General features: G+C 70.6%; 20 protein-coding genes and 1 pseudogene. 13 read left to right on the top strand and 8 right to left on the bottom strand.

Translation table 11 applies throughout. The annotated features are described in order from the left end of the window. Nucleotides 1-64 precede the first annotated feature (64 nt). Both ABCR83_RS09545 and ABCR83_RS09540 read left to right on the top strand, forming a co-directional pair. Nucleotides 65-271, top strand: a complete 207-nt coding sequence (locus ABCR83_RS09545; protein ID WP_462694440.1) for a cold-shock protein — start codon at nt 65-67, stop codon at nt 269-271. 74 nt (nt 272-345) lie between these two features. Continuing rightward, nucleotides 346-1,080, top strand: coding sequence for a Mut7-C RNAse domain-containing protein (locus ABCR83_RS09540; protein WP_462694439.1), 735 nt, complete (start codon nt 346-348; stop codon nt 1,078-1,080). A gap of 21 nt (nt 1,081-1,101) precedes the next feature. On the opposite strand, the gene map is transcribed toward ABCR83_RS09540, so the two are convergent. Then, nucleotides 1,102-1,869, bottom strand: coding sequence for a type I methionyl aminopeptidase (gene map, locus ABCR83_RS09535; protein ID WP_462694438.1), 768 nt, complete (start codon nt 1,867-1,869; stop codon nt 1,102-1,104). 52 nt (nt 1,870-1,921) lie between these two features. On the opposite strand from map, the gene ABCR83_RS09530 reads away from it, so the two are divergent. Continuing rightward, on the top strand, nt 1,922-2,197 hold the full coding sequence (locus ABCR83_RS09530) for a helix-turn-helix domain-containing protein (protein ID WP_462694437.1): 276 nt from the start codon (nt 1,922-1,924) through the stop codon (nt 2,195-2,197). Nucleotides 2,198-2,240: 43 nt separating this feature from the next. On the opposite strand, the gene ABCR83_RS09525 is transcribed toward ABCR83_RS09530, so the two are convergent. The 3 genes from ABCR83_RS09525 to gndA form a co-directional block, all read right to left on the bottom strand. Continuing rightward, on the bottom strand, nt 2,241-2,867 hold the full coding sequence (locus ABCR83_RS09525; RefSeq protein ID WP_462694436.1) for a 50S ribosomal protein L25/general stress protein Ctc: 627 nt from the start codon (nt 2,865-2,867) through the stop codon (nt 2,241-2,243). Nucleotides 2,868-2,989: 122 nt separating this feature from the next. After that, nucleotides 2,990-4,174, bottom strand: coding sequence for a MalY/PatB family protein (locus tag ABCR83_RS09520; RefSeq protein ID WP_462694435.1), 1,185 nt, complete (start codon nt 4,172-4,174; stop codon nt 2,990-2,992). 39 nt (nt 4,175-4,213) lie between these two features. Further along, entirely contained in the window at nt 4,214-5,674 is a 1,461-nt protein-coding gene (gene gndA, locus ABCR83_RS09515; protein ID WP_462694434.1) for an NADP-dependent phosphogluconate dehydrogenase, read from the bottom strand. An 818-nt stretch (nt 5,675-6,492) separates the two neighbouring features. Between gndA and ABCR83_RS09510 the strand changes: the two genes are divergently transcribed. Then, complete coding sequence (locus ABCR83_RS09510) at nt 6,493-6,684, top strand: hypothetical protein (RefSeq protein WP_462694433.1); 192 nt, start codon at nt 6,493-6,495, stop codon at nt 6,682-6,684. A 492-nt stretch (nt 6,685-7,176) separates the two neighbouring features. Further along, the gene (locus ABCR83_RS09505) at nt 7,177-7,629 is read left to right on the top strand and encodes an SRPBCC family protein (protein WP_462694432.1); all 453 of its coding nucleotides are present in this window, start codon (nt 7,177-7,179) and stop codon (nt 7,627-7,629) included. A gap of 111 nt (nt 7,630-7,740) precedes the next feature. Here ABCR83_RS09505 and ABCR83_RS09500 read toward each other — a convergent pair whose 3' ends face one another. After that, nucleotides 7,741-8,685 carry a hypothetical protein gene (locus tag ABCR83_RS09500; RefSeq protein ID WP_462694431.1) on the bottom strand — a complete coding sequence of 315 codons (945 nt, stop codon included), beginning with the start codon at nt 8,683-8,685 and terminating at the stop codon, nt 7,741-7,743. A gap of 225 nt (nt 8,686-8,910) precedes the next feature. Here ABCR83_RS09500 and ABCR83_RS09495 point away from each other — a divergent pair, with 225 nt between their 5' ends. Together ABCR83_RS09495 and ABCR83_RS09490 are read left to right on the top strand one after the other, a co-directional pair. After that, complete coding sequence (locus ABCR83_RS09495) at nt 8,911-9,768, top strand: helix-turn-helix domain-containing protein (RefSeq protein ID WP_462694430.1); 858 nt, start codon at nt 8,911-8,913, stop codon at nt 9,766-9,768. Next, complete coding sequence (locus tag ABCR83_RS09490) at nt 9,755-10,615, top strand: oxidoreductase (RefSeq protein WP_462694429.1); 861 nt, start codon at nt 9,755-9,757, stop codon at nt 10,613-10,615. Before ABCR83_RS09495 ends, ABCR83_RS09490 begins: the two co-directional genes overlap by 14 nt. 393 nt (nt 10,616-11,008) lie before the next feature. Here the strand turns inward: ABCR83_RS09490 and ABCR83_RS09485 are convergent, their stop codons facing one another. Then, nucleotides 11,009-12,133: a class II histone deacetylase gene (locus ABCR83_RS09485; RefSeq protein WP_462694428.1), complete on the bottom strand. Its 1,125-nt coding sequence runs from the start codon at nt 12,131-12,133 to the stop codon at nt 11,009-11,011. Between the two features lie 363 nt (nt 12,134-12,496). Between ABCR83_RS09485 and ABCR83_RS09480 the strand changes: the two genes are divergently transcribed. Both ABCR83_RS09480 and ABCR83_RS09475 read left to right on the top strand, forming a co-directional pair. Continuing rightward, nucleotides 12,497-12,634, top strand: coding sequence for a hypothetical protein (locus tag ABCR83_RS09480; protein WP_462694427.1), 138 nt, complete (start codon nt 12,497-12,499; stop codon nt 12,632-12,634). A gap of 85 nt (nt 12,635-12,719) precedes the next feature. Next, entirely contained in the window at nt 12,720-13,430 is a 711-nt protein-coding gene (locus tag ABCR83_RS09475; RefSeq protein WP_462694426.1) for a cupin domain-containing protein, read from the top strand. Between the two features lie 198 nt (nt 13,431-13,628). On the opposite strand, the pseudogene ABCR83_RS09470 reads toward ABCR83_RS09475, so the two are convergent. Continuing rightward, nucleotides 13,629-13,879, bottom strand: a pseudogene (locus ABCR83_RS09470) (NAD(P)-binding domain-containing protein); the annotation flags it as partial. Between the two features lie 122 nt (nt 13,880-14,001). On the opposite strand from ABCR83_RS09470, the gene mdlC reads away from it, so the two are divergent. Then, nucleotides 14,002-15,678, top strand: a complete 1,677-nt coding sequence (gene mdlC, locus ABCR83_RS09465; RefSeq protein ID WP_462694425.1) for a benzoylformate decarboxylase — start codon at nt 14,002-14,004, stop codon at nt 15,676-15,678. Between the two features lie 147 nt (nt 15,679-15,825). On the opposite strand, the gene ABCR83_RS09460 is transcribed toward mdlC, so the two are convergent. Continuing rightward, nucleotides 15,826-16,464, bottom strand: a complete 639-nt coding sequence (locus ABCR83_RS09460; protein WP_462694424.1) for an HD domain-containing protein — start codon at nt 16,462-16,464, stop codon at nt 15,826-15,828. 533 nt (nt 16,465-16,997) lie between these two features. Here ABCR83_RS09460 and argS point away from each other — a divergent pair. From argS to ABCR83_RS09445, 3 genes are all read left to right on the top strand, one after another. After that, nucleotides 16,998-18,659, top strand: coding sequence for an arginine--tRNA ligase (gene argS / locus ABCR83_RS09455; protein WP_462694423.1), 1,662 nt, complete (start codon nt 16,998-17,000; stop codon nt 18,657-18,659). Nucleotides 18,660-18,748: 89 nt separating this feature from the next. Continuing rightward, nucleotides 18,749-21,217, top strand: coding sequence for a type I polyketide synthase (locus ABCR83_RS09450; protein WP_462694422.1), 2,469 nt, complete (start codon nt 18,749-18,751; stop codon nt 21,215-21,217). A 101-nt stretch (nt 21,218-21,318) separates the two neighbouring features. Next, the gene (locus tag ABCR83_RS09445; protein ID WP_462694421.1) at nt 21,319-21,660 is read left to right on the top strand and encodes an acyl carrier protein; all 342 of its coding nucleotides are present in this window, start codon (nt 21,319-21,321) and stop codon (nt 21,658-21,660) included. The last annotated feature ends 211 nt before the right edge of the window (nt 21,661-21,871 follow it).

The following is a 21,871-nucleotide window of genomic DNA, read 5'->3' as shown; positions in this document are numbered from 1 at the left end:
CGGGGGAATGACCCGGAACAGCAGGCGTGTTGGGGCGCGGGGAAGAACAGCGGGAGGCGCGGGCATGAGTGACAGAGTCAGTGGTGTGGTCCGTTGGTTCAACCAGGCGAAGGGCTATGGATTCATCAAGGGCGACGACGGCCGTGAGGTCCTGGTGCGCCGCCGGGCCATCGAGGACGGCACTTTTCTCACCGAGGGCCTGCGGGTCACTTATGTGGCCGTGAATGGCACCGACGAACTGCATGCGGAGCATGTGCGCATAGTCGAATAGGCCACCGGGTGGGCCCGTTCCCCAGGGGAGCGGGCCCACCTCGGCCGGTCCGTGGCCCATGGCATGCTGAAGAAGTGAACGGACCCAGGATCGACGTACTCCTCGCCCCCGCGCTGCGGCTCTTCGCCGTCCCCGAGCGGCGCATGGAGCGGCTGACCGTCGTCACCGACGGCTCCTCTTCCCTCGGGCATGTCGTCGAATCGCTGGGTGTCCCGCTCACCGAGGTCGGGCGGCTGCTCGTCAACGGCCGTCAGGTGCCCGCGTCCCATGTGCCGGGCGCGGGCGAGACCGTGGAGGTGTGCGAGGTCGTCAGGCCGCAGCGGGTGCCGGGGGCTCAGCTGCGGTTTCTGCTCGATGTCCATCTGGGAACGCTCGCCCGGCGATTGAGGCTGCTGGGAGTCGACGCGGCCTATCGGAGCGAGGACATCGGCGACCCCGCGCTCGCCGCGCTCTCGGCCGCCGAGCGCAGGGTGCTCCTCTCCCGCGACCGGGGACTGCTGCGGCGGCGGGAGATCTGGGCGGGCGCGTATGTCTACAGCGACCGGCCCGATGAACAGCTGAGGGACGTCCTGGGCCGGTTCGCGCCCGAACTCGCGCCCTGGACACGCTGCACCGCCTGCAACGGGCGCCTCCGGGACGCCGACAAGGACTCGGTCGGGGAACTGCTGGAGCACGGCACCCGGCGCAGCTATGACGTCTTCGCACAGTGCACGGTGTGTCTGCGGGTGTACTGGCGCGGAGCACACCACGCGCGCCTGGAGGTCATTGTCGCGGACGCGGTGCGCGAGTTCGGCGGTGCGGCGGTCTGACCCGGCCGTCCCGCCGGCCGGTCAGGGCAGGGTCAGGATGCGGGGGCCCGCCTCGGTGATGGCGACGGTGTGCTCGATGTGTGCCGCCCGGCTGCCGTCGGTGGTGCGCAGCGTCCAACCGTCGGCGTCCGTCCGGTAGTTGTCCGCGCCGCCCGACATCAGCATCGGCTCGATCGCCAGCACCAGGCCCGGGCGCAGCGGGAAACCCCGGCCGGGGCGGCCTCGGTTGGGCACCGGCGGGTCCTCGTGCATCCGGCGGCCGATGCCATGGCCGCCGAAATCGGCGGGCATTCCACAGCCCGCCGCGTCGGCCACCGCGCCGATGGCGTGCGAGATGTCCCCCATGCGACGGCCGGCAGTGGCGGCGGCGATGCCCGCGTCAAGGGCCCGCTGGGTCGCGGCGATCAGCTTCAGATCGGCCGGGCGGGGAGTGCCGATGGCAAAGCTGGTGGCGGAGTCGCCCGTCCAGCCGTCGAGTTCGGCACCGCAGTCGATGCTGACCAGATCGCCGTCGCGCAGGCGGTAGCCGCCGGGTATGCCGTGCACCACGGCGTCGTTGACCGAGGCGCAGATCACCCCGGGGAAGGGGGAGGGGGCGAAGGAGGGCTGGTAGCCGAGGAAGGGCGAGCGTGCCCCCGCCTCGTCCAGCACCTCGCGCGCCACCTCGTCCAGCTCCCGCAGCCGCACTCCGACGCCCGCCGCCTTCCGGACGGCGGCCAGCGCGCGGGCCACGACGCGTCCGGCCTCGCGCATCGCCTCGAGCGCCGTATCAGTCTTGATCTCCACCATGCCGAACCCCCTGGTCTCACCCAATTCTTATACCGGTATTAGTATCACAGTCATGGTGAGGACCCCTTTGACCCCCTGGGAACGGCAACGCGGCGAGCTCTTCGGGGCCTTGCTCCGGCAGGCCCGGGGCGAGCGCAGCATGGTGGAGGTCGCCGCGGCGGCGGGTGTGTCCGCGGAGACCCTGCGCAAGATCGAGACCGGCCGGGCGCCGACCCCGGCGTTCTTCACCGTGGCGGCACTGGCCGCCGCACTGGAGCTGTCGCTGGACGAACTGGCCGCCGCCTGCGCCCGGGAGGCGGACTCCTTCGAGGAGGCGCTGACCGCGTAGGACGGGCCGGACTCGCCGACCCGTCCCCGGGACCGGATGCCGGTCAGCCCTCCGCGGCGGGCGCCTCGCCCTCGGCCTTGGCCTCGGCGGGCGCCTCCTCCTCGGCTTCCTCTTCCTCCGGCTCCGGCTCGGTCTGGGCCGCGACGATCTGCAGCACGGCCGCGTCGGGCTCGACGGCCAGCGAGGTGCCGCGCGGCAGCGGGATGTCCTGGGCGTGGATGGTGTGCCCGGCCTCCAGGCCCTCGACGGACACCGTGACCCCTTCCGGAATGTGGGTGGCCTCCGCCTCCACCGGGAGGGCGTTGAGAATGTGCTCGAGCAGGTTGCCGCCCGGCGCCAGCTCGCCCTCGGTGTGGATGGGCACCTCCACGGTCACCCGCTCGCCCTTCTTCACCGCCAGGAGGTCCGCGTGGACCAGGTGGCCCTTCAACGGATCGCGCTGCACCTCCTTGGGGATGACCAGCTCGCCCTTGCCCGCGATGTCCAGATTGATCAGCACGTTCGGTGTCTTGAGGGCCATCATCAGCGCATGGCCGTCGAGGGTCACATGCTTGGGCTCGGCGCCGTGACCGTAGATGACCGCGGGCACCTTGTGCTCCTGGCGGATGCGGCGGGAGGGACCCTTGCCGAATGCCGTACGCGGTTCGGCGGTCAGCTTGACCTCGGCCATGACTGCGCTCCTCGTCCTGGGACGTCCGGTGGCCGTCACCCGGGCCACGACAGACCTGTACGAAGCACGTGTATCCCGCCGGGCACCTTCCGCGACCCGCGGTTGCTCCGGACGGCGCAACGTCAGCCGGCGGTCGGCGGCAGGGCCGCCGCCATCCGCCGTACCCCCTCGGCGAGCAGCTCCGGCGAGGTCGCCAGGTTCAGCCGGACATGCCCCGCGCCGCCGGTGCCAAAGCCCGTGCCGCCGGTGAGCGCGACCCGGCCGTGCTCCAGGAACGCGGCCGCCGGATCGTCTCCCAGACCGGTGGACCGGCAGTCCAGCCAGGCCAGATAGGTGCCCTCCGGCCGCCGGTGACGCACCTGCGGCAGATGCCGCGCCAGCAGCCCGGCGAGCAGCCGCCGGTTCTCGTCCAGCCCGGCCAGCAGGGCGTCGAGCCACTCACCGCCGTGCCGCAGGGCCGCGCTGTGCGCGACGACACCCAAGTGGCTCGGTCCTTGGGACACTTCGTCCGGCAGCCGGGCCAGGTCGGCGGCCGCGGCGGGGCCCGCGACGGCCAGGGCCGCCTTGAGCCCCGCCAGGTGCCAAGCCTTGGAGGCCGACAGCAGGGAGAACGCGTTCTCGCCGCCGGGCACCGAGAGGTACGGCACGTGTTCCGCGCCCGGCAGCACCAGCGGGGCGTGGATCTCGTCCACCACGACCCGTACGCCGTACTCGCCGGCCAGCCCCGCCACCGCGGCCAGCTCCTCCCTGGTGTGCACCGTACCGGTGGGATTGTGCGGGCTGCACAGCAACAGGGCGGCCCGCCGCCCGCCCGCCACGGCCTGCCGGAACGCGGCCTCCAGGGCGACCGGGTCGATCCGGTGCCCCTCGCCCAGCGGCGCCTCGACGACCCGCCGGCCCATGTGCTCCACAAACGCGTAAAACGGCGGATAGACCGGGGAGTTCACCACGACCGGGTCCCCCGGGCCGGTTATGAGCCGGAGGACCTCGACAATGCCCAGCATCACATCCGGCACGATGGCCGTCCGCTCCGCCACGACCCCGTCCCAGCCCCACCGCTCGCGCGCGAACACATCCAGCGCCGCCGCGTATTCGGTGCCGGTCGCGTATCCGGTGTCGCCCAGCTCGATCGCCTCGGTCAGCGCCCGCACCACCGGCCTGGCGAGCGGCACATCCATTTCCGCCACCCACAACGGCAGGACGTCCGACGGGAATTCACGCCACTTCGCGCTGGTGCGGCGACGCAGTTCGGGGAGAGACAGCCGACGCAGCGGATTCGCTTCGGCGGAGGATGCGTCATAGGTCATGAGCGTCATTATGCGCCGCGCCGGCCGTCCATGATCGGTTCAGCCGGTGCGCTCCTCGCCGCGGTCCCCGCTCCACCGGGTGTGGAACGAGCCATCGCCGTCCACTCGCCGGTAGGTGTGGGCGCCGAAGAAGTCGCGCTGCCCCTGGGTCAGCGCGGCGGGCAGCCGCTCCGCGCGCAGCGAGTCGTAGTAGGCGAGGGCGGCGGAGAACCCCGGGGTGGGCACCCCGTGCCGGACGGCCGTGGCGACCACCGTGCGCCAGGCGTCCTGGGCCCGGCCGACCTCATCGGCGAACCCCTTGTCGGCCAGCAGCGTCGGCAGCGCGGGGTCGGCCGCGAAAGCGGTGCGGATGCGGTCCAGGAAGGCGGCCCGGATGATGCAGCCGCCGCGCCAGATCGCCGCCACCGCGCCCAGATCGATGTCCCAGCCGTACTCGGCGCTCGCCGTGCTGATCATGTTCCAGCCCTGCGCATAGGAGACGACCTTCGACGCGTACAGCGCCTCCTCGACCTGGGCCGCGAACTCCTCGGCCGCGGCGGGGGAGAGCGCCTCGCCTCGCGGGCCGGGCAGGGCCCGGGCGGCCCGCCGCAGATCGGTGTGGCCGGAGACCGACCGGGCGAACACGGCCTCGGCGATGCCGGAGACCGGTACCCCGAGATCCAGCGCGGTTTGCACGGTCCACCGTCCGGTGCCCTTCTGCTCGGCCTCGTCGGCCACCACATCCACGAACGGACGTCCGGTGGCGGCGTCGGTGTGGGCCAGCACCTCGGCGGTGATCTCAATGAGGTAGGAGTCCAGACGGCCGGTGTTCCAGGTGCGGAAGATCTCGGCGATCCGGGCCGGCTCATCACCGGTGACCGTGCGCAGCAGGTTGTACGCCTCGGCGATCAGCTGCATGTCCGCGTACTCGATGCCGTTGTGCACCATCTTGACGAAGTGGCCGGCGGCGTCGGGGCCGATGTGGGTGCAACAGGGGCTGCCGTCGGGGGCCTTGGCAGCGATGGACTCGAGGAGGGGGCCGAGGGCTTTGTAGGATTCGGCCGATCCGCCGGGCATGATGGACGGGCCGTTGAGGGCGCCTTCCTCGCCGCCGGAGATCCCGGTCCCGACGAAGTGGATGCCGCGCTCGCGGAGCGACTTCTCCCGTCGTCGTGTGTCGAGGAAGTGGGCGTTGCCACCGTCGATGATCATGTCGCCCTCGTCGAGGAGAGGTGCGAACTCGTCGATGACGGCGTCGGTGGGGTCGCCGGCCTTGACCATGATGATCAGGCGGCGGGGCTTCTGGAGGGCGGCGACGAACTCTTCTGCGGTTTCGGCGGGGACGAAATTCCCTTCGTGGCCATGCTCGTCAATCAGCCTTCTGGTCTTGGACGTTGTGCGGTTGTACACGGCGACGGTGTGGCCGTGGCGGGCGAAGTTGCGGGCGAGGTTGCTGCCCATGACGGCGAGTCCGGTGACGCCGATCTGTGCGGTGGGCTGGGTGGCCGGGGTGCTGGGCATTGCGGTGTTCCACTCCTGTCACGTGCGTCGAAGGCTTGTGCGAGGCGTCAACAGTGGAGGGGCTGAAGATCTTCCCCTCGGGCAGCCGGGCGCCGCCCGGCCATCGTTGCACGGGCCATTCGACGGTGACCGGGCATGTGCTGGGTATGGCCTTGGGCCTGTCACTTTCTTCGCTACGGAAACGTCTGTCTCTGTGGTCCGTTTGTGTGACCCGGACAATGCATGGACTGGGGGTGAGCCCTGTATCTAGGGGTCTCGGTGCCAGGCAATGCGCCCGGGGCCGTGCTAGGTGATCACGTGATCTTGGCGGTTACGGGTGGTCCGTGGCGGGTTCTGGCGGGTCCGATGCTGACCTATTGCCGACTTTGCTGACGGCTCGTTAGATCGCTGCTGTCGCCCGTAGAGGGTGCCGCGGCGCCCAAGGGGAGACGATGGTGACGCCGCGGATGGTAGTAACGGAGTGCGACAGACGGGTGCTGTGGATTCGGTTGGAAAGCCTCAGCTGGGGGTGAGCGGTGGTGCGTGTAGGGGTGCGGCAGCACGGGCGGCGGAGACGAAGGCTTCGCGGGCGGATTCGGAGCGTTCGATCAGGGGATCTCGGACCCAGCCACCAACCATCTGGGACCAGGCTGCGGGGCAGCGGTCGGCGAGGGCGAGGGCCCGGTCCACGCAGTACTACGACCTCGGCCACGGATGGTGCACCTACTCCTTTTCCGAACAGTGCCAGCACCGGATGGCCCGCGCCCGCTGCGACTTCTACACCCCCCAAGAACTCCAGCAGAGCCCAACTCCTCGAAGCCAAGGAGAACTTGCAGCACATGCTCGCCTCCATCCCGCTGACGGAGGACGAACGCGCTGCGGTCGACGACGGCCAAACCGCCATCGACGCGCTCCTCACTCGGCTCACCGACATCCCCACGCCCGCAGGCCCCACGCCACGGGAACTCGGCCTCCCCGCCACCGTCACCATGCTGCCCATCGTGGAGGTCCGCCAAGGCAAACAGGAGTGAGGCCCGGCAGACGATATGCCGCAATCCTGATTCGGATTCGAGTGGAATCGGAACAGAGAACCGGCATAGCCGTCAAAACTTTTGATGGCCGGCGCTCGGTGCACTCGCGAGAATTCCCACCTGTTGGGAGAGCTTGCCGCGATGGTGGGCACGCGGCGGGGCAGGCGGCGTAGGTTGCTGCCCGCCTTGTGGAAGTGGATGTGGTCGCGGTCGACATCGGCTCACAGTAGGGTGTCAATCTGACGATCAGGGTTCTGGTCGGCGGTCGAGACCCGCCGCGCCCTGCATCTGGACGCCCACGCCTCGGCCCACCTGTTCCGGCTCGCCCACCCGGCCCCGCAGAGCGTGCCACGCATCTCGTCGAAGTCGGTTGGCCTCCAACTCCCGTCTTTCGTGAACCACTTCACCGACGCACCTGCCGCCCAAGACTCGATCGACGGTTGAGCAATCCTGCGCATTCCCCCGGCTGCCGGCCTGTCCTAGCCTCGGACAATGGCCTATGCCTATGTAGTGAGTTCGTATGCGTCCGCGGCCCCCGGGACCGTGTTTTCGGCGCTCGTCCGGGCAGCCACCTGGCAGCTGTGGTCACCGATTGACGCGGTGGAGATCGAGGGCGCCGGAAGCCCCGAAGATCGGCAGCAGGTGGGCGACACCCGGATCTTCCGTACGGGTCGGCACGTCTCGCGGGAGCGGATCGTCGAGCTGGTCCCCGACCGGCGATTCGGCTACGAGAACGTGAGCGGCACGTTTCGGTCCTACCGAGGCACCGTTGAACTCGTACCGGCATCCCGAGGCGGCACAGAGATCGCGTGGTCCGGTGTCTTCGAGCCGAAGTGGTGGTTCTCCGGCCGGTTCTGGCAGTGGTATCTGACCCGCTACATGCGGCGGATGGCTGACGGGCTGGCGGCGTACGCGAGCGAGAAGGAGCTGTCCGGAGAAGGGTGACCGGAGGCACCCGTGTGCCGGCGGTCAGGAGGCGGCGGATGTCGAGCAGGTCCGGGATCCGTTGCTCGGTCAGGGAACGGGCATGCCTGGCCAGTGCCGGGTTGCTGCTGATCAGCCACCGTTGATCAGCGCGACGGCTTTGTCCATCGCATCCCAGGCCTGCTCAGGATCGGGGCGTCGGCCCAGGCCACAGGCGGCCGCCACGTCCACCTCGCGCCGGGCGAACCGTTCGATCATGTCCAGCAGGCTGCGATGGTCCTCGATGGTGAGGTTCTCATGGATGAAACCCGCCACGAAACGCACCTCCGGAGGCAGCGCGAGCGCTTCGAGCGGCCGGTACCAGCTTTCCTCGGAGGATCCCGGCTTGTTCGCCGCCGCGAACGGCGCGTGGATGTAGTCGAGGTGCCGTCCTTCCGGGAAGCCGGTGACCATGGCGTTGGCCAGCAGCACCAGCGGCAGTGCGTCGGGCAGCTCGGCGAGAGCTTTGTGCTGGAGATCGCCGAGGCAGAGATGGACGCCGAAATGAGTGCCCTCACGAGTGCCTGCCACGATGCCGTGCAGGTCATGTGCCAGCTGCCTGGCCACCCCCTCCTTGGCCTCGTCGGGTGCTCCGTTCACCGCCAGCAGGCTGGCGGGCGTTTCGAGTTGGAACACCACGGGCTCGTCCGCTTCGTCGATAATGCGGTTGGCCTGGTCGATGGTCGCCTGGGCCCAAGCCTGCGGGATCACCCGGTCGGACATGGCGACGTCCATGCCGAAAGCCAGCATGGTGAGGTCGAGAGGGGCAGGCAGGCCGACCTGGAATCTGATGTCGGGATGGCCGGCCTGATCACGGAGGTAGGCGAAGGCCGGGAAGCTCTCGACGAACGTGTGGAAGTAGTTGAGGTGGAGATTCCTCGGGTCCAGTGTTCGGCCTTCACGCACACGGAACAGCGGGCCCGCCCCGTAGCGGGTGTAGACGCCGTCGTGTATCAGCTCGGCATCGGGGTTCACGCGGAGCCATTCGATGGTGCGCGAGCCCCAGACCGATCGGTCTCCGGTCTCGCCGTCCGTCATACGAAGTAGGTGCGCGCCAACACGCCGGAGGGCCGTGGTCATGGCATCCGGCGCGGACAGGCCCGGCCAAGTGCCTACAAGGTGAGTCTTTCGCATAGGACGCATTGCCTTCCTGGGTGAGTGCGGTTCGGTCGAGGGAAGATCGTGATCGACTGCCCATCAGGCCGTCCGGGTGGGTGTGGCAGGGCCACCCCCTTCGTAAAGCCTGCCGCTACGTTGGTGGGCATGCACACGAAGCGGCTGAGCGAGTTCCTGCGGGCCCGGCGCGCACTGGTGCGCCCCGAGGGCCACGGGATGCCTTCCGGGGCGCGGCGTACTCCCGGTCTGCGACGGGAGGAGATCGCGGTCCTCGCCGGGGTGAGCACTGACTACTACGTGCGGTTGGAGCAGGGACGTGAACGTAATCCCTCGACCCAGGTCCTGCGGGCCCTGGCGGCCGCCCTGCTGCTGGGGGACGAGGAGGCCGCCTACCTGCGCGCGCTGGTCGATCCGCCGCGGCCCGAGCGCCCCACGCCGGCACGGGAGTACGCAGGCCCGCAGCTGGTGTCCTTGCTGGACACCTGGGCGGACACACCGGCCTTGGTCTACGGTCGGCATCTCGACCTGCTGGCCGTCAACTCCCTGGGCGAGGCGCTGTTCTCCTGGCTCGGCGACGAGACCAGCCTGATCACAGCGATGTCCCTCAACCCGAACGCCCGGGACTTCTACCGGGACTGGGCCGTCGTGGCGCAGGGGTGCGTGGCCGCGCTGCGGGCCGCCGGCCCCGACCCGGACGATCAGCGGCTGCGGGAGCTGGTGGGCGAACTGTCGGTCCGCAGCCCCGACTTCGCACGGATGTGGGCGCGCCACGAGGTACGGGCCAAGACGGCCTCGGTGAAACGCTTCCGCCACCCGGTGGTCGGCGATCTCACCCTGAGCTTCGAGACCTTCTCCGTCAACAGTGCCCCCGGCCAGCACCTCGTCGTCTACCGGGCCGAGCCTGGCAGCGCTGCCGAACAGTTGCTGGTCCTGCTCTGCAGCTCCACTCTCACCGACTTCGACGACATTCCAAGTGAAGGACGCATACCGCATGACCTCCCCTGACGCGCCTGTCTGGTTCATCACCGGCTGCTCCTCCGGCTTGGGCCGGGCACTGGCCGCCGCCGTGCTGGAGCGCGGTTGGAAAGCGGCGGTCACCGCCCGGGATCCCCGCAAGGTCACCGACGTGGTCTCGGGGCACGAGGGATGTGCCCTCGCTCTGGCGCTGGACGTCACCGACTCCGGGCAGATCGCGACGGCGGTCACCCAGGCGCAGGCCGCCTTCGGGCGGATCGATGTGCTGGTCAACAACGCCGGCTACGGCTACCTCGCCGCCGTCGAGGAGGGCGAGGACGACGAGGTCCGCGCCCTGTTCGACACCAACGTCTTCGGCCTGGCCGACACCACCAAGGCCGTTCTGCCGGGCATGCGCGCCCGTCGCGCCGGCCACATCGTGAACATCTCCTCCCTCGGCGGCCTGATCGGCTTCGGCGCCACCGGTTACTACCACGCCACCAAGTTCGCCGTGGAAGGCCTTTCCGAGTCACTCGCCGCCGAGGCCGCGCCCCTGGGCATCAAGGTGACGATCGTCGAACCCGCCGCATTCCGCACGAACTGGTCCGGTCCCTCCATGCGCCAGTCCGCCACCACCATCGACGACTACGCCCCCACCGCGGGCACACGACGCGCCGGCACCTTGGCCACCTACGGCCACCAGCCCGGAGACCCGGCACGCGCCGCCCAGGCCATCATCGACGCCATCACGGCCGAACAGTCGCCGCCGCGGCTGCTGTTGGGCAAAGCCGCATACGACATCGCCACCGCCAAACTCGACTCCCTCAAAATCACCTTCGACGACTGGCGGGAGGTCACTCTCGGTGCCGACTTCCCCCCGGAGCAGACCGCGAGCTGACGGCGTGGAGTCGTCAACGGACGGTGAAGGCCAGGGCGGGGAGGGCGGCATGGCTGTGCCGGCAGCACAAGGTGCGGCCCGGCTGGTAGAGGACCTCGCCCACGGGGGAGCTGTCGCCGACGACGAAGGTGCGGATCGACGCCGGATATGCGTTGCGGCCGACCCGGCCGTCGGCGTCGGCGAGGTCGAAGAGCGCGCCGAGCGCGAACCTGCAGACGCTGTGAACTTGTCAGCGCCGCCCACGCGTTGTACTCGGCGAAGGCCGGCTTCCCGTCGCCGCATCGGAGCGTCGGCCGCATGATCCCTGTCCAACCTTCAGGGACAGGGTCACTCTGAGACCGAGGGCACAGTCACGCTCCCGCTGTGGCAGCGGGGCGACACCGGTGGCGCCGTTCAACGATGCGGTCGGGTGGGGGTCGGTACCTCGGCGGCGAGGTGCGCGGCTTGTTCGACGGCGGCCCGTTGGTGCGGTTGCAGCTGCTGGCCTCCGAAGCCGTCGACGAGTTCGAGGTAGGGGTCTTCGAGCAGGTGCCGGCCGGTCATCTCCTCGATCACTGCGTGCCCGCAGAACGGGACGTAGACCTCGCTGTACCCGCCTTCGTGGATCATGCTGACCCGTCCGGAGCACAGCCGGTCCGCGGCATCGAGGACGTGGCGCGCCATGGCGCGGTAGCCACTGGAGCTGACCAGTTGGCGCGCGAGTGGATCCATGGCCCCGGCGTCGAAGCCGGACGCGACGATGATCAGTTCCGGATGGAAGCGGTCCAGTGCCGGCACGACCACCTCGGTGAAGGCGAAGTCGTATCCGCCGTTGCCGGTTCCCGGGGGCAGCGGCACGTTGACGGCGCTGCCGTATCCCGGTCCGACACCTCGCTCGGATATGTCACCGCTGCCCGGCGGGAAGCAGTTCTCCTGGTGCAGCGAGATGGTGAGTACACCGGGGTCCTGCTCGAAGGCGTGCTGGGTGCCGTTGCCGTGGTGGGCATCCCAGTCGACGATCGCCATGCGCCCGATCCCGAGTGCCTTCGCGTGGTGTGCGGCGATCGCGACGTTTCCCAGGTAGGCCATTCCCATGCCGCGATCGGGCAACGCATGGTGGCCGGACGGCCTCACCAAGGCGTAACTGTTGCGTACCGTGGCGTCGACCACCGCTTCCACCGCGCTGATCGCTCCGCCCGCAGCACGTCGCAGGATGTCCAACCCGCCGGCGCCGAACGGCGAGATGCCGTCCCCGGCGTCACCGCCGGCCCCGTCGCTCTGTGCCGAGAGCCGTTGCAGGTAGTCCTCGGTGTGCACGGTGAGCAGTTGCTCGTCGGATGCCGTGGCAGGCTGTAACCGCACCAGATGGTCGAGCAGGCCGGACACGGCGAGCAACTCGTGCAGCCGGCGTTTCGTGCCGGGTGTGTCGAGGTGGTGCAACGGCTGAAGTCCGCGGCGCGGATCGGACGGCAGCAGGCCCGTGACCGAGCCGGAATCATGCCAGGAGTAGATCTCGTGGTAGACGTACCCGCTGCTCATCAAACTCCTTACTGTGCTGATGTGATGGGTGCTCCGCCGGGGTCGGCCGGGGGACGGGCCGGAACCTTGCCCCGATCCCGGCCGGGGTTCTCGACGAGACCGTACAGACGCCTGGAGTGTGTCGTACAGAAGATTGAGAAGGACGGGTGGAGTGTCTGCCAGTGCGGCGAGGACCACGGCCAGGCCCGGCTCCGCCTCCGAGGTGCCCGTCACCATGCCGATGGTGCCCCCTGGTGATTGCGAGCCGGGTTTGTGTCAGATGAGGGGCTGTCCGTCGCGGAAGAGCCCTCCGATGGGGCCGTCGGTGCCCAGGGCGGCGGCCCAGACGACGCCGCGTGCGCTTTCCGCAACAACGGAACCGGCATGTACGCCGGCATCCTGGGTGATTCGAGGGATGACGGCGCAGGCGTCGTCCAGGACTTCTACCGCTCCAACCACTGGCCCTACCCCACCGACAGCGAAGCCTTCTACCTCCACCCCACCCCCACCACCATCCACTGACCCGCGCCACCCGACGGACCGTGTCTGCCCGGCGAGCACCAGCCGGGCAGGCACCACCACGAAAGCGTCACGGCGGAGGAGAGCGATGCCCAGCCACATCTCAACCTTCAGCCCCGTCAAGTGGGTTGCGGCGACCCTGGCCAACGGCGAGCGGATGCCGGGGGTCTGGACGAAGGAGCTGTTGAAGTCCGCTCAGGGCGACTCGTTCTCGCTGCTGCGGCTCGCGGCGGGCGGCCGGTTCGTCCGTGCAGGGTCCGGGGACGAACGGGTTCTCGTCCTGGAGGGACGGCTCTCGATCGCGGCCGGCACCACCGGACCCGCCGCGGAGCACTGGACCGGGGCGTATGCTGCGCTGCCCGGGGACGGAGAGGCGGGCGCAGTAGTGTCCAGCTCTGGCGGTGCCCTGGCCCTCGTCCTGGCCGGGGAGCGGCTGGGAGCTCCGGCCGATGACGTGTTCGGCCCGGAGGGGTGGCGGGAGTCGGGACCGGGGCAGTGGTTCCGGCTGCTCCTCGACATCACCTTCGACGAGACCTTCGACGAACGGGTCGTAGGGCTGTCCCACTTCGAGCCGGGCTCCTTCTCGCCCCGGCACCCGCACCGCACGGCGCACCGCTTCCTGTTCCTCGACGGCGAGGCCGACGACGAGCTGGTGTTCCCCGACGGGACACGGCGCACGGCTCACCGGGCCAAGGGCGACTTCGTCGACTACCCGCACCCCATCGAGCATCAGACGTTCAGCAGAACGGGCTGCACGATCCTCTTCCTGCACGAGCCGCTCTCGGCGACGGCAGAATGAGCCGAGATCCGGTGCCCATGCGGAACGAACCGACGTCCTGCTTCTCCGCACCAACCGGGCATCCGCGCTCGGAATCGCCATGGGTGACGGATGCGAGCCGACCACCGTGTTCGCCACCCGGCGCCGGTCACAGGTGCCGGTACTCAAGGCGGGCGGAGGCGAGAGACGGCGGGTTCAGGCAGTCGGCAGGTGGTGGGCGATGACCATGTCGCCCTCGTCGAGGAGGGTGCGAACTCGCCGATGACGGCGTCGGTGGGGTTGCCGGCCTTGACCATGATGATCAGGCGGCGGGGCTTCTGGAGCGAGGCGACGAACTCCTCGGCGGTCTCGGCGGGGACGAAGTTCCCCTCGTGGCCGTGCTCGTCGATGAGCGCCTTGGCCTTGGCCGCTGTGCGGTTCCGGAGGACTCGAAGATCTTCCCCTCGGGCGGCCGGACGTCGCCCGGTCATCGTCGCGCGGGCCACTCGAAGGTGACTGGATGTGCGCTGGGGATGACCCTGGGTCTGTCACTTTCTTCGCCGGCCGGCGGGCGGTATTGCGCGAGCATTGGCCCCGGGACAGAGTGGCAGCCGTGACTTCCGTCCGAGACGCGGCTCTCGATCTGCTCCGGTCGCATGGGCTGACCACCTGGTTCGGCAACCCGGGCTCTTCGGAGCTGAGTTTGCTGCAGGACTTCCCGGCCGACTTCCGTTACCTGCTCGGGTTGCAGGAGATGGTCCCGGTCGGCATGGCCGATGCCTTCGCCCAGATCACTGGTCGGCCCGCGCTCGTCAACCTGCACACCGCGCCGGGCATGGGCAACGCCCAAGGGGCCCTCTACAACGCCTTCGTCAACAAGACCCCGTTGATCGTGACGGCCGGCAACCAGCGGAGGTCCATGCAGAATCAGTACTGCCTGCTCACCAACGTGGATGCCACCCTCGTGCCGAAGCCGTTCGTGAAGTGGTCCGCGGAGCCGGCCGTCGCGAGTGAGGTCCCGGCGGTGCTCGCGCATGCGATCCACCTCGCCCAAGCCCCGCCGACCGGACCGGTGTTCGTGTCGCTCCCCATGGACGACATGGACGTCGAACTGGACGGCAAACAGGTCGCCGACATCCGTGTCCTCCGCGACCGGGCAGTCATTCACGCCGGGGCCTTCCCCGGCCGGCTAGCCGCCGACATCGCCGCCCAGTTGGACGGCGCCGCGTCACCGGCACTGGTCGTCGGGGGCGATGTCGACCGGTACGGCGCCTGGGGCGCGGTGGTCGCGCTCGCGGAGCGTATGAACTGCGCGGTCTGGACCGCGCCGCTGACCGGGCTGTCGGGCTTCCCGGAGGACCATGCCCTCTATCGGGGCATGCTGCCGCCCGGCGCCGGCTGGATCTCCCGGGAGTTGGCCGGCCACGACCTGGTGCTCGTTCTCGGTGCGCCGGTGTTCCGCTACTACCCTTTGATTCCCGGGCCGTACCTGCCGGAGGGCACCCGGCTGATCCACATCACCAACGATCCGGACGAGGCCGCCCGAGCCCCCGTCGGTGACGCGATCATCGCAGACCCGCGCGCGGCGGCCGAGGCGTTGCTGGCACGAGTGGGCGCGGCCGGCCGTCCCGCCCCGGCCTCCAGGGCCCCCGTCCCCGCCGTGGAGCCGGCGGCCGCACCGCTCACGCCCGAGGCGCTGTGGGCGACCGTGGGCGGCAACGCGCCGGCCGACACCCTGTGGGTGACCGAGGCGGGCAGCAACGAAGGCACGATCTTCAACTGCATCCGGCCGAGCGGCCGGTTCTCGCACCTCACGGCCGCGGGCGGCGGCCTGGGCTTCGGACTGCCCGCCGCGGCCGGTGCCCAACTCGCAGCACCCGACCGCCCCGTCGTGGCGCTGATGGGTGACGGTTCCATGCACTACGCGATCACCGCGCTGTGGACCGCGGTCCGCCACTGCATCCCTCTCACCGTCGTCGTCGCGTCCAACGCCGAGTACGGCATCCTCAAGCAGTTCGGCGTCCTCGAACACACCCCCGGCGTGCCCGGCCTGGACCTGCCGGGCCTGGACGTCGTCGCCACCGCCGCCGGCTACGGGGTGGACGCGCACACCGCCCACGACACCGATGAGCTGGCGAGCCTGCTCCGTTCCGGCACCGCCGACCGTGAGCGCCCCACGCTCATCAACGTCCGCACCACCAAGGTCGGCGTCCAGCCAGTGCGACAGCTCACGGGCGGTCCAGGTCACCCCGCCGCGGCCGAGGCGTCCAGAACGTACCCAGCGCCTTGAGGTCCTTGCAGGTGACCCGGGCCCGCGCGCACCGCATCTCGGTGCGTCACCTGCACCGGCTCTTCGAGGGCGAAGAGGTTCACCATGGGCCGGCTCATCCAGCAGCGCCGACCGGTGTCGCCTGACGCGCCTGGGACGGTGAGGGCGCTACTCGGGCCAGTTGGAGGTCTTGATGACCTCGACGAAGTCGCCGCGGCGGAAGCCGGGGACGAAGTGGGCGAGGACGTCGGCCTTGACGTTGCCGAATGTTGTCTCCGGGCGGTCCTTGATGCCCTCGGTGAACGCGGCGAGGATCCGGTTCTTGAAGTCGGGCCGGGGGTGGGCCGCGACGACGGCCGCGCGCTGCTCGTCGGAGACCGCGTGGTAGCCGATGCCCAGGACGTCCAGTTCCACGCCGCGGGTGACCAGGGCGACCTCGGGTGCCATATGCAGGGGGATCTCCGGGGTGGTGTGCAAGGCGATCGCCGTCCAGACCCGTTCGGCCGGCTCGCTGGTGATGCCGTGGGCCTTCAGGAAGCGGCGGGCCTCGTCGGCGCCGTCGATCTCGAAGCGCCGGCCGGTGCGGCGGAAGCGTTCCGTCAGCCCGAGGTCGTGGAACATCGCTCCCACGTACAGCAGTTCCGGGTCGAATTCCAGTCCCTGCTCCCGGCCACGCAGCGATCCGAACAGGAACACCCGCCGCGAGTGGTCGAACAGCAGTGGCGGGCAAGCGTCGCGCACCAGCTCGGTCGCCTCCCGCGCCAAGGTGCTGTCCGGGATCCGTACGCCCGCGATCGATTCACTCATCACAACTTCCTCTCCTGGCACCCGATCGGTGGATTCCTCCAGAATCACCTGTGCCATAGGCCGGCGCCATGTCCATACCGCCATGCGCACCACAGATTCGGACATGACGCATCGGGTCGCCTTCCTGGTGTTTGACGGCGTGACCCTGCTCGACGTCAGCGGTCCCCTGGAGGTGCTGCACCAGGCAGGCCGGCTCGGCCACCCACTGGCGCCACGCGCGAACCCTGGCCGGTCGCCACCCCCATGGGCCCGGCGGCGAAGGGCCGAGCGGCGCCCCGTCGCCGCCGTCACGCTACGAAGCGAACTGTCGCGAGTCCAACGACAGTTCGGCACAGGTTCCATGCGAAAACGTCATCCAGCGCAGAGCGGCGAACGACATCGCTGCGGCAATGAATCCTTACTCAATGCGTCTTCTGCCGGTTGTCGGATCAGATCTGCCGACTCACTTGCCGCGGGCGCGAAACAGGTATTCCGGCCGCGGCGATTTCCGTCCGCCGCGCGGCCTGAATTGCCGTCGCCGTTACCCTGGCTGCATGAACCCAGCCGATCTTGCCGTTCTGGTCACCGAAAGCGTGCATGCTGCGATCTCCGACGAGCGCATCCCCGCCGGTCCGCCCGTCGCCGTCCGGGTCGAGCGCCCCCGGCATCGCAGCCATGGAGACTACGCAAGCAATATCGCGCTGCAGCTCGCCAAGTCCGCCGGACGACCCGCACGCGAGATAGCCGAGGCACTGGTGCCCTACCTCGGCGCCGCGTCGGCGGTGCACTCCGTGCGGGTCGCGGGGCCCGGCTTTCTCAACATCACCCTCACGCCGGCCGCCAAGGGCGTCCTGGCCCGGGAAATCGTCCAGGCCGACGGCGCGTACGGCCGTACGGACCGGCTCGTCGGCCTTCGGCTCAACCTCGAGTTCGTCTCCGCCAACCCCACCGGCCCGGTCCACATCGGCGGCGCTCGGTGGGCGGCGGTGGGCGATGCGCTGGCCCGGCTGCTCGAAGCCGCGGGTGCGCAGGTGACCCGGGAGTACTACTTCAACGACGCCGGAGCACAGATCGACCGGTTCGCCCGCTCGCTGTTCGCCACCGCCCAGGCCCTCCCCGTGCCCGAGGACGGCTATGGCGGCGCATACATCCGGCAGATCGCGGACGAGGTGCTCAAGCAGCGGCCGAACGCCCTTGAACTGCCCCCCGCCGAGGCCCTGGGGGTCTTCAGGGACGTGGGCACGGGCTTGATGTTCCAGGAGATCAAGGCCTCCCTGGCCGGTTTCGGCACCCGCTTCGACGTCTACTTCAACGAGAAGGACCTGCACGACGCGGGTGAACTCGACACGGCCGTGGCCCGGCTGCGCGAAGGCGGCAACGTCTATGAGGCGCAGGGCGCGGTGTGGTTGCGCACCACCGACTTCGGAGACGACAAGGACCGGGTGCTGGTCAAGAACGACGGCGACTGGACGTACTTCACCGCCGACTGCGCGTACTACCTGAACAAGCGGCAACGGGGATTCGACCGGGTCGTGATCATGCTCGGTGCCGACCACGTCGGCTACGTGGGCCGAATGCGCGCCATGGCGGCCTGCTTTGGCGACGACCCGGACACCCATCTCGAGATTCTCATCGGCCAGTTGGTCAATCTTGTCCAGGACGGCCGGCCGGTGCGGATGAGCAAGCGGGCCGGCACGGTGCTCACCCTGGACGACCTGGTGGACGCGGTCGGCGTGGACGCCGCCCGGTACGCGCTCGCCCGCGCCAGCGTGGATGCGGCGATCGACCTCGACCTCGATCTGCTGACCCGGAAGTCGAGCGACAACCCGGTCTATTACCTGCAGTACGCACACGCCCGCCTGTGCGCCATACAGCGCAAGGCCGCGGCGATCGGAGCCGACCGGGGCGAGGCCGGGGAATTCGACCCCGCACTTCTCACCCACGAGCGGGAGGACGATCTGCTGCGCAGGCTGGGCGAGTTCCCCGGCGTGGTGGCCACCGCCGCCGAGTTGCGCGAGCCGCACCGGGTGGCGCACTACCTGGAGCAACTGGCGGGTACGTACCACCGGTTCTACGACAGCTGCCGGGTGCTGCCCCGCGACGGTGAGCAGCCCACCTCGCTGACCCGGGCCCGGCTGTGGCTGACCGACGCCGGCCGGGTGGTGCTGCGCAATGGGCTGTACCTGCTCGGCGTCACCGCACCCGAACGGATGTGAGGCTGCGTTAGGCCGCCTTAAGCGCCGACGGCGACCCTCCCAGTGGCACCGGTTGCCTCACGGCGTGACCAGGAAGGCTGATGTGCCCCGTGACGAACGAAGACAAGCTGGTCGAGTACCTCAAGTGGACCACGGCCGAGCTGCACCAGGCCCAGGGGCGGCTGCGCGAGGCCGAGGCGCGGAGGCACGAGCCCATCGCGATCGTGGGCATGGCCTGCCGTTTCCCGGGGGACGTACGCACGCCCGAGGAGCTGTGGGAGCTGGCCGCCGGGGGCCGGGATGCCGTCACCGGCTTCCCGGCCGACCGGGCCTGGGACGAAGTCCCCGGTGAGGGCGCCCCGTTCGTCCGGCTCGGCGGCTTTATCGCGGACGCCACCGAGTTCGACGCGGAGTTCTTCGGCATCGGCCCGCGCGAAGCCCTGGCGGTCGAGCCGTTGCAGCGGCTGACGCTCCACCTGGCCTGGGAGGCCGTGGAGCGCGCGGGCATCGATCCGAGAGCGCTGCGCGGCAGCACCACGGGCGTGTATGTGGGCGCCACCGCCCACGACTACGCCACCCAACTGGACCGGGTGCCCGAGGACTTGGTGCGATACCTGGGCGGCGGCAGCTCGGGCGGCCTGGTCTCCGGACGGGTGGCGTACGCCCTCGGGCTGGAGGGTCCGGCGGTGACGGTGGACACGGCGTGTTCCTCGTCCATGGTGGCGATGCACCTGGCGTGCCAGGCGCTGCGGCAGGGCGAGTGCGCACTGGCCCTGGCCGGAGGCGGCACCGTGATGTCCACCCCCCATGTCTTCCACGCCTTCGCCCAGCAGGCCGGCCTGGCGCCGGACGGGCGGTGCAAGCCGTTCGCCGCCGCGGCCGACGGCATGGGGCTCGCCGAGGGCGTCGGCCTCGTCCTGCTCGAACGCCTCTCCGAGGCGCGGCGCGGCGGTCACCCGGTGCTGGCGCTGGTACGCGGCTCCGCGGTCAACCAGGACGGTGCCACCTACGGGCTGAGCGCGCCGAACGGGCCCTCGCAACAGGAGGTCATCCGGCAGGCCCTGGCCAATGCCCGGCTTGCGCCGGACGAGGTCGACACGGTCGAGGGACACGGCACCGGCACCGCCATCGGTGACGCCATCGAGGCCCAGGCGCTGCTGGCCGCCTATGGGCGGGACCGGCCCCGGGACCGGCCGCTGTGGCTCGGTTCACTCAAGGCCAACACCGGGCACACCCAGGGCGCTTCCGGCGTCGCCGGGGTGATCAAGACGGTGCTGGCGATGCGGAACGGAACGCTGCCGCCCACCCCGAACATCGACCGGCCCACCCCGCTGGCGGACTGGCGTTCCGGCACCGTGCGCCTGCTCACCGAGTCCATGCCGTGGCCCCGGGACGGCCGTCCGCGCCGGGCGGGCGTGTCCTCGTTCGGCATCTCGGGCACCAATGCGCACCTGATTCTGGAGGAGGCCCCCGAGGAGGCGTCCGGGCGCGATGCTCCCGCACCCACGGTCGTGCCCTGGGTGGTGTCGGCGCGCGGCGAGAGAGCGCTGCGGGCGCAGGCCGCGGCCCTGGCCGGTCACCTCGCCGCGGATCCCGGTCTCTCGCCCGTGAACGTGGGCTGGTCACTGGTCACCACCCGCTCGGCGTTCGAGCACCGGGCGGTGATCGTGGGCGAGGGACGCAAGACCCTGCTCGCGGGGGTCCGGGCGCTCGCGGCCGGCGAGGACCACCCGGCGGTGATCCGCCCCGGCGCGGTGCCCGAGGGCGGGACGGCCTGGCTGTTCGGCGGGCGGGCGGCGGGGGAGCGGACCGGGCTGTACGAGCGGTTCCCGGCCTATGCCGCCGCATTCGACGAGCTGCACGGGGCGTTGGACGCGCGGGTCCCGGAACAGGCGGCGCGGCTGTTCGCCGCCCAGGTCGCCCTGGCCCGGCTGCTCGGGTCCGCGGGCGCCCGGCCGGACGCGGTGCTCGGTCACGGCGCCGGCCGGATCGCGGCCGCGCATGTGGCGGGCACGCTCGAACTGGCCGACGCCTGCCGGGCGTTGGCCGCCCGGGCCGCCCGGGACGACGCCGGGCGGATCCCCGGCGACAGCACCGGAGAGCCGGTGGACGCGGCCGCACCCGGCCACTGGGCCGAGTACGCCCGCGGGACGGACGAGACGCCCGTCCTTCCCGAGGGGACCGGCCTGGTGCTGGAGCTGGGCCCGGCCGCGGCCCCGGTGGAGGCGCTCGCCGTCGACGCCTGGTCCGGGCCCGGGGCGGTGATCCGCGCCCTTGCCGTGGTGCACTCGGCGGGCGGCACGGTCGACTGGACGGCCGTGTTCGACGGGGTCCCGTCCCCGCGCACCGTCCCGCTGCCCACCTATGCGTTCCAGACCCGGCGGTACTGGCTGCCGTCCGAGGCGGCCGCCGCCTCCCCCCTGACATACCCGCCCGACGAGGCCTCGTTCTGGGACGCCGTCGAGAGCGAGGACCCGGCGGCCCTGGCCAAGGTGCTCGACACCACCGAGGATCTGCGGCCGACGCTGAGCGCCGTACTGCCTGCCCTGGTGGCCTGGCGGCGAAGCCGGCGGCGCTGAACGGCCGCTCCCCGAACGGCTTTCCCCGGGCGCGGCACCCCTGCCTCATCCGCCCTCGAACCGAACCCGACCCTGATGCCCGTCATCGGACTGGAGAGATCATGGAAGGCACCGACAACAACCCCACGCCGGTCTCGACCGCCGCCACCCCGGGCGACGACGGCGAACTCCAGCGGCTCCTGGCGGCCGCCGACGCCGGGGAGCGCGAGCGGCTGCTGCGGGAGACGATCCGCACCGAGGCCACCCGGGTCCTCAGCACCTCGCTCGGCGACGACAGCAACTTCCTCCAGAACGGCCTGAACTCCCTGACCGCCCTGGAGCTGACCAAGACGCTGATGACCCTCACGGGCATCGAGATCCCCATGGTCGCGATCGTCGAGAACCCCAGCCCCTCCGAGCTGGCGCGCCACCTCTCCGAGGAGTTCGAGCAGGCATCCGCCTGAGCCCCCTGTCCGGAGACGAGGGCGGCCTCGGGACCAGCAGAGGGGCGGGGGGGGGGGGGGGCGGGGGGGCCGCCCCGCCGGGGGGCGGGGCGCCGGCCCCGGGGCGCGGGCGGAGGGGGGGGGGGGGGGGGGGGGGGGGAGGGCGGCCCCCCCCCCCCGCCCCCCGGCCCCCGCCCCCGCCCCCCCCGCCCCGCGCCCCCCCCCCCGCCCC

This window comes from Streptomyces xingningensis, assembly GCF_054957865.1.
Note: the sequence above shows the minus strand (reverse complement) of the source record. Positions and strands in the feature narration are given on the sequence as shown.

Excerpts from the sequence above, each read along its gene's own strand:
- ABCR83_RS09490 (WP_462694429.1), top strand. The coding sequence starts at position 9,755 with ATGACCTCCCCTGACGCGCCTGTCTGGTTCATCACCGGCTGCTCCTCC.
- gndA (WP_462694434.1), bottom strand. The coding sequence starts at position 5,674 with ATGCCCAGCACCCCGGCCACCCAGCCCACCGCACAGATCGGCGTCACC.
- ABCR83_RS09510 (WP_462694433.1), top strand. The coding sequence starts at position 6,493 with ATGCTCGCCTCCATCCCGCTGACGGAGGACGAACGCGCTGCGGTCGAC.
- ABCR83_RS09530 (WP_462694437.1), top strand. The coding sequence starts at position 1,922 with ATGGTGAGGACCCCTTTGACCCCCTGGGAACGGCAACGCGGCGAGCTC.
- map (WP_462694438.1), bottom strand. The coding sequence starts at position 1,869 with ATGGTGGAGATCAAGACTGATACGGCGCTCGAGGCGATGCGCGAGGCC.
- ABCR83_RS09460 (WP_462694424.1), bottom strand. The coding sequence starts at position 16,464 with ATGAGTGAATCGATCGCGGGCGTACGGATCCCGGACAGCACCTTGGCG.
- ABCR83_RS09505 (WP_462694432.1), top strand. The coding sequence starts at position 7,177 with ATGGCCTATGCCTATGTAGTGAGTTCGTATGCGTCCGCGGCCCCCGGG.
- ABCR83_RS09475 (WP_462694426.1), top strand. The coding sequence starts at position 12,720 with ATGCCCAGCCACATCTCAACCTTCAGCCCCGTCAAGTGGGTTGCGGCG.
- ABCR83_RS09445 (WP_462694421.1), top strand. The coding sequence starts at position 21,319 with ATGGAAGGCACCGACAACAACCCCACGCCGGTCTCGACCGCCGCCACC.
- ABCR83_RS09525 (WP_462694436.1), bottom strand. The coding sequence starts at position 2,867 with ATGGCCGAGGTCAAGCTGACCGCCGAACCGCGTACGGCATTCGGCAAG.
- ABCR83_RS09500 (WP_462694431.1), bottom strand. The coding sequence starts at position 8,685 with ATGACGGACGGCGAGACCGGAGACCGATCGGTCTGGGGCTCGCGCACC.
- argS (WP_462694423.1), top strand. The coding sequence starts at position 16,998 with ATGAACCCAGCCGATCTTGCCGTTCTGGTCACCGAAAGCGTGCATGCT.
- ABCR83_RS09480 (WP_462694427.1), top strand. The coding sequence starts at position 12,497 with ATGTACGCCGGCATCCTGGGTGATTCGAGGGATGACGGCGCAGGCGTC.
- ABCR83_RS09520 (WP_462694435.1), bottom strand. The coding sequence starts at position 4,174 with ATGACCTATGACGCATCCTCCGCCGAAGCGAATCCGCTGCGTCGGCTG.
- ABCR83_RS09485 (WP_462694428.1), bottom strand. The coding sequence starts at position 12,133 with ATGAGCAGCGGGTACGTCTACCACGAGATCTACTCCTGGCATGATTCC.
- ABCR83_RS09545 (WP_462694440.1), top strand. The coding sequence starts at position 65 with ATGAGTGACAGAGTCAGTGGTGTGGTCCGTTGGTTCAACCAGGCGAAG.
- ABCR83_RS09495 (WP_462694430.1), top strand. The coding sequence starts at position 8,911 with ATGCACACGAAGCGGCTGAGCGAGTTCCTGCGGGCCCGGCGCGCACTG.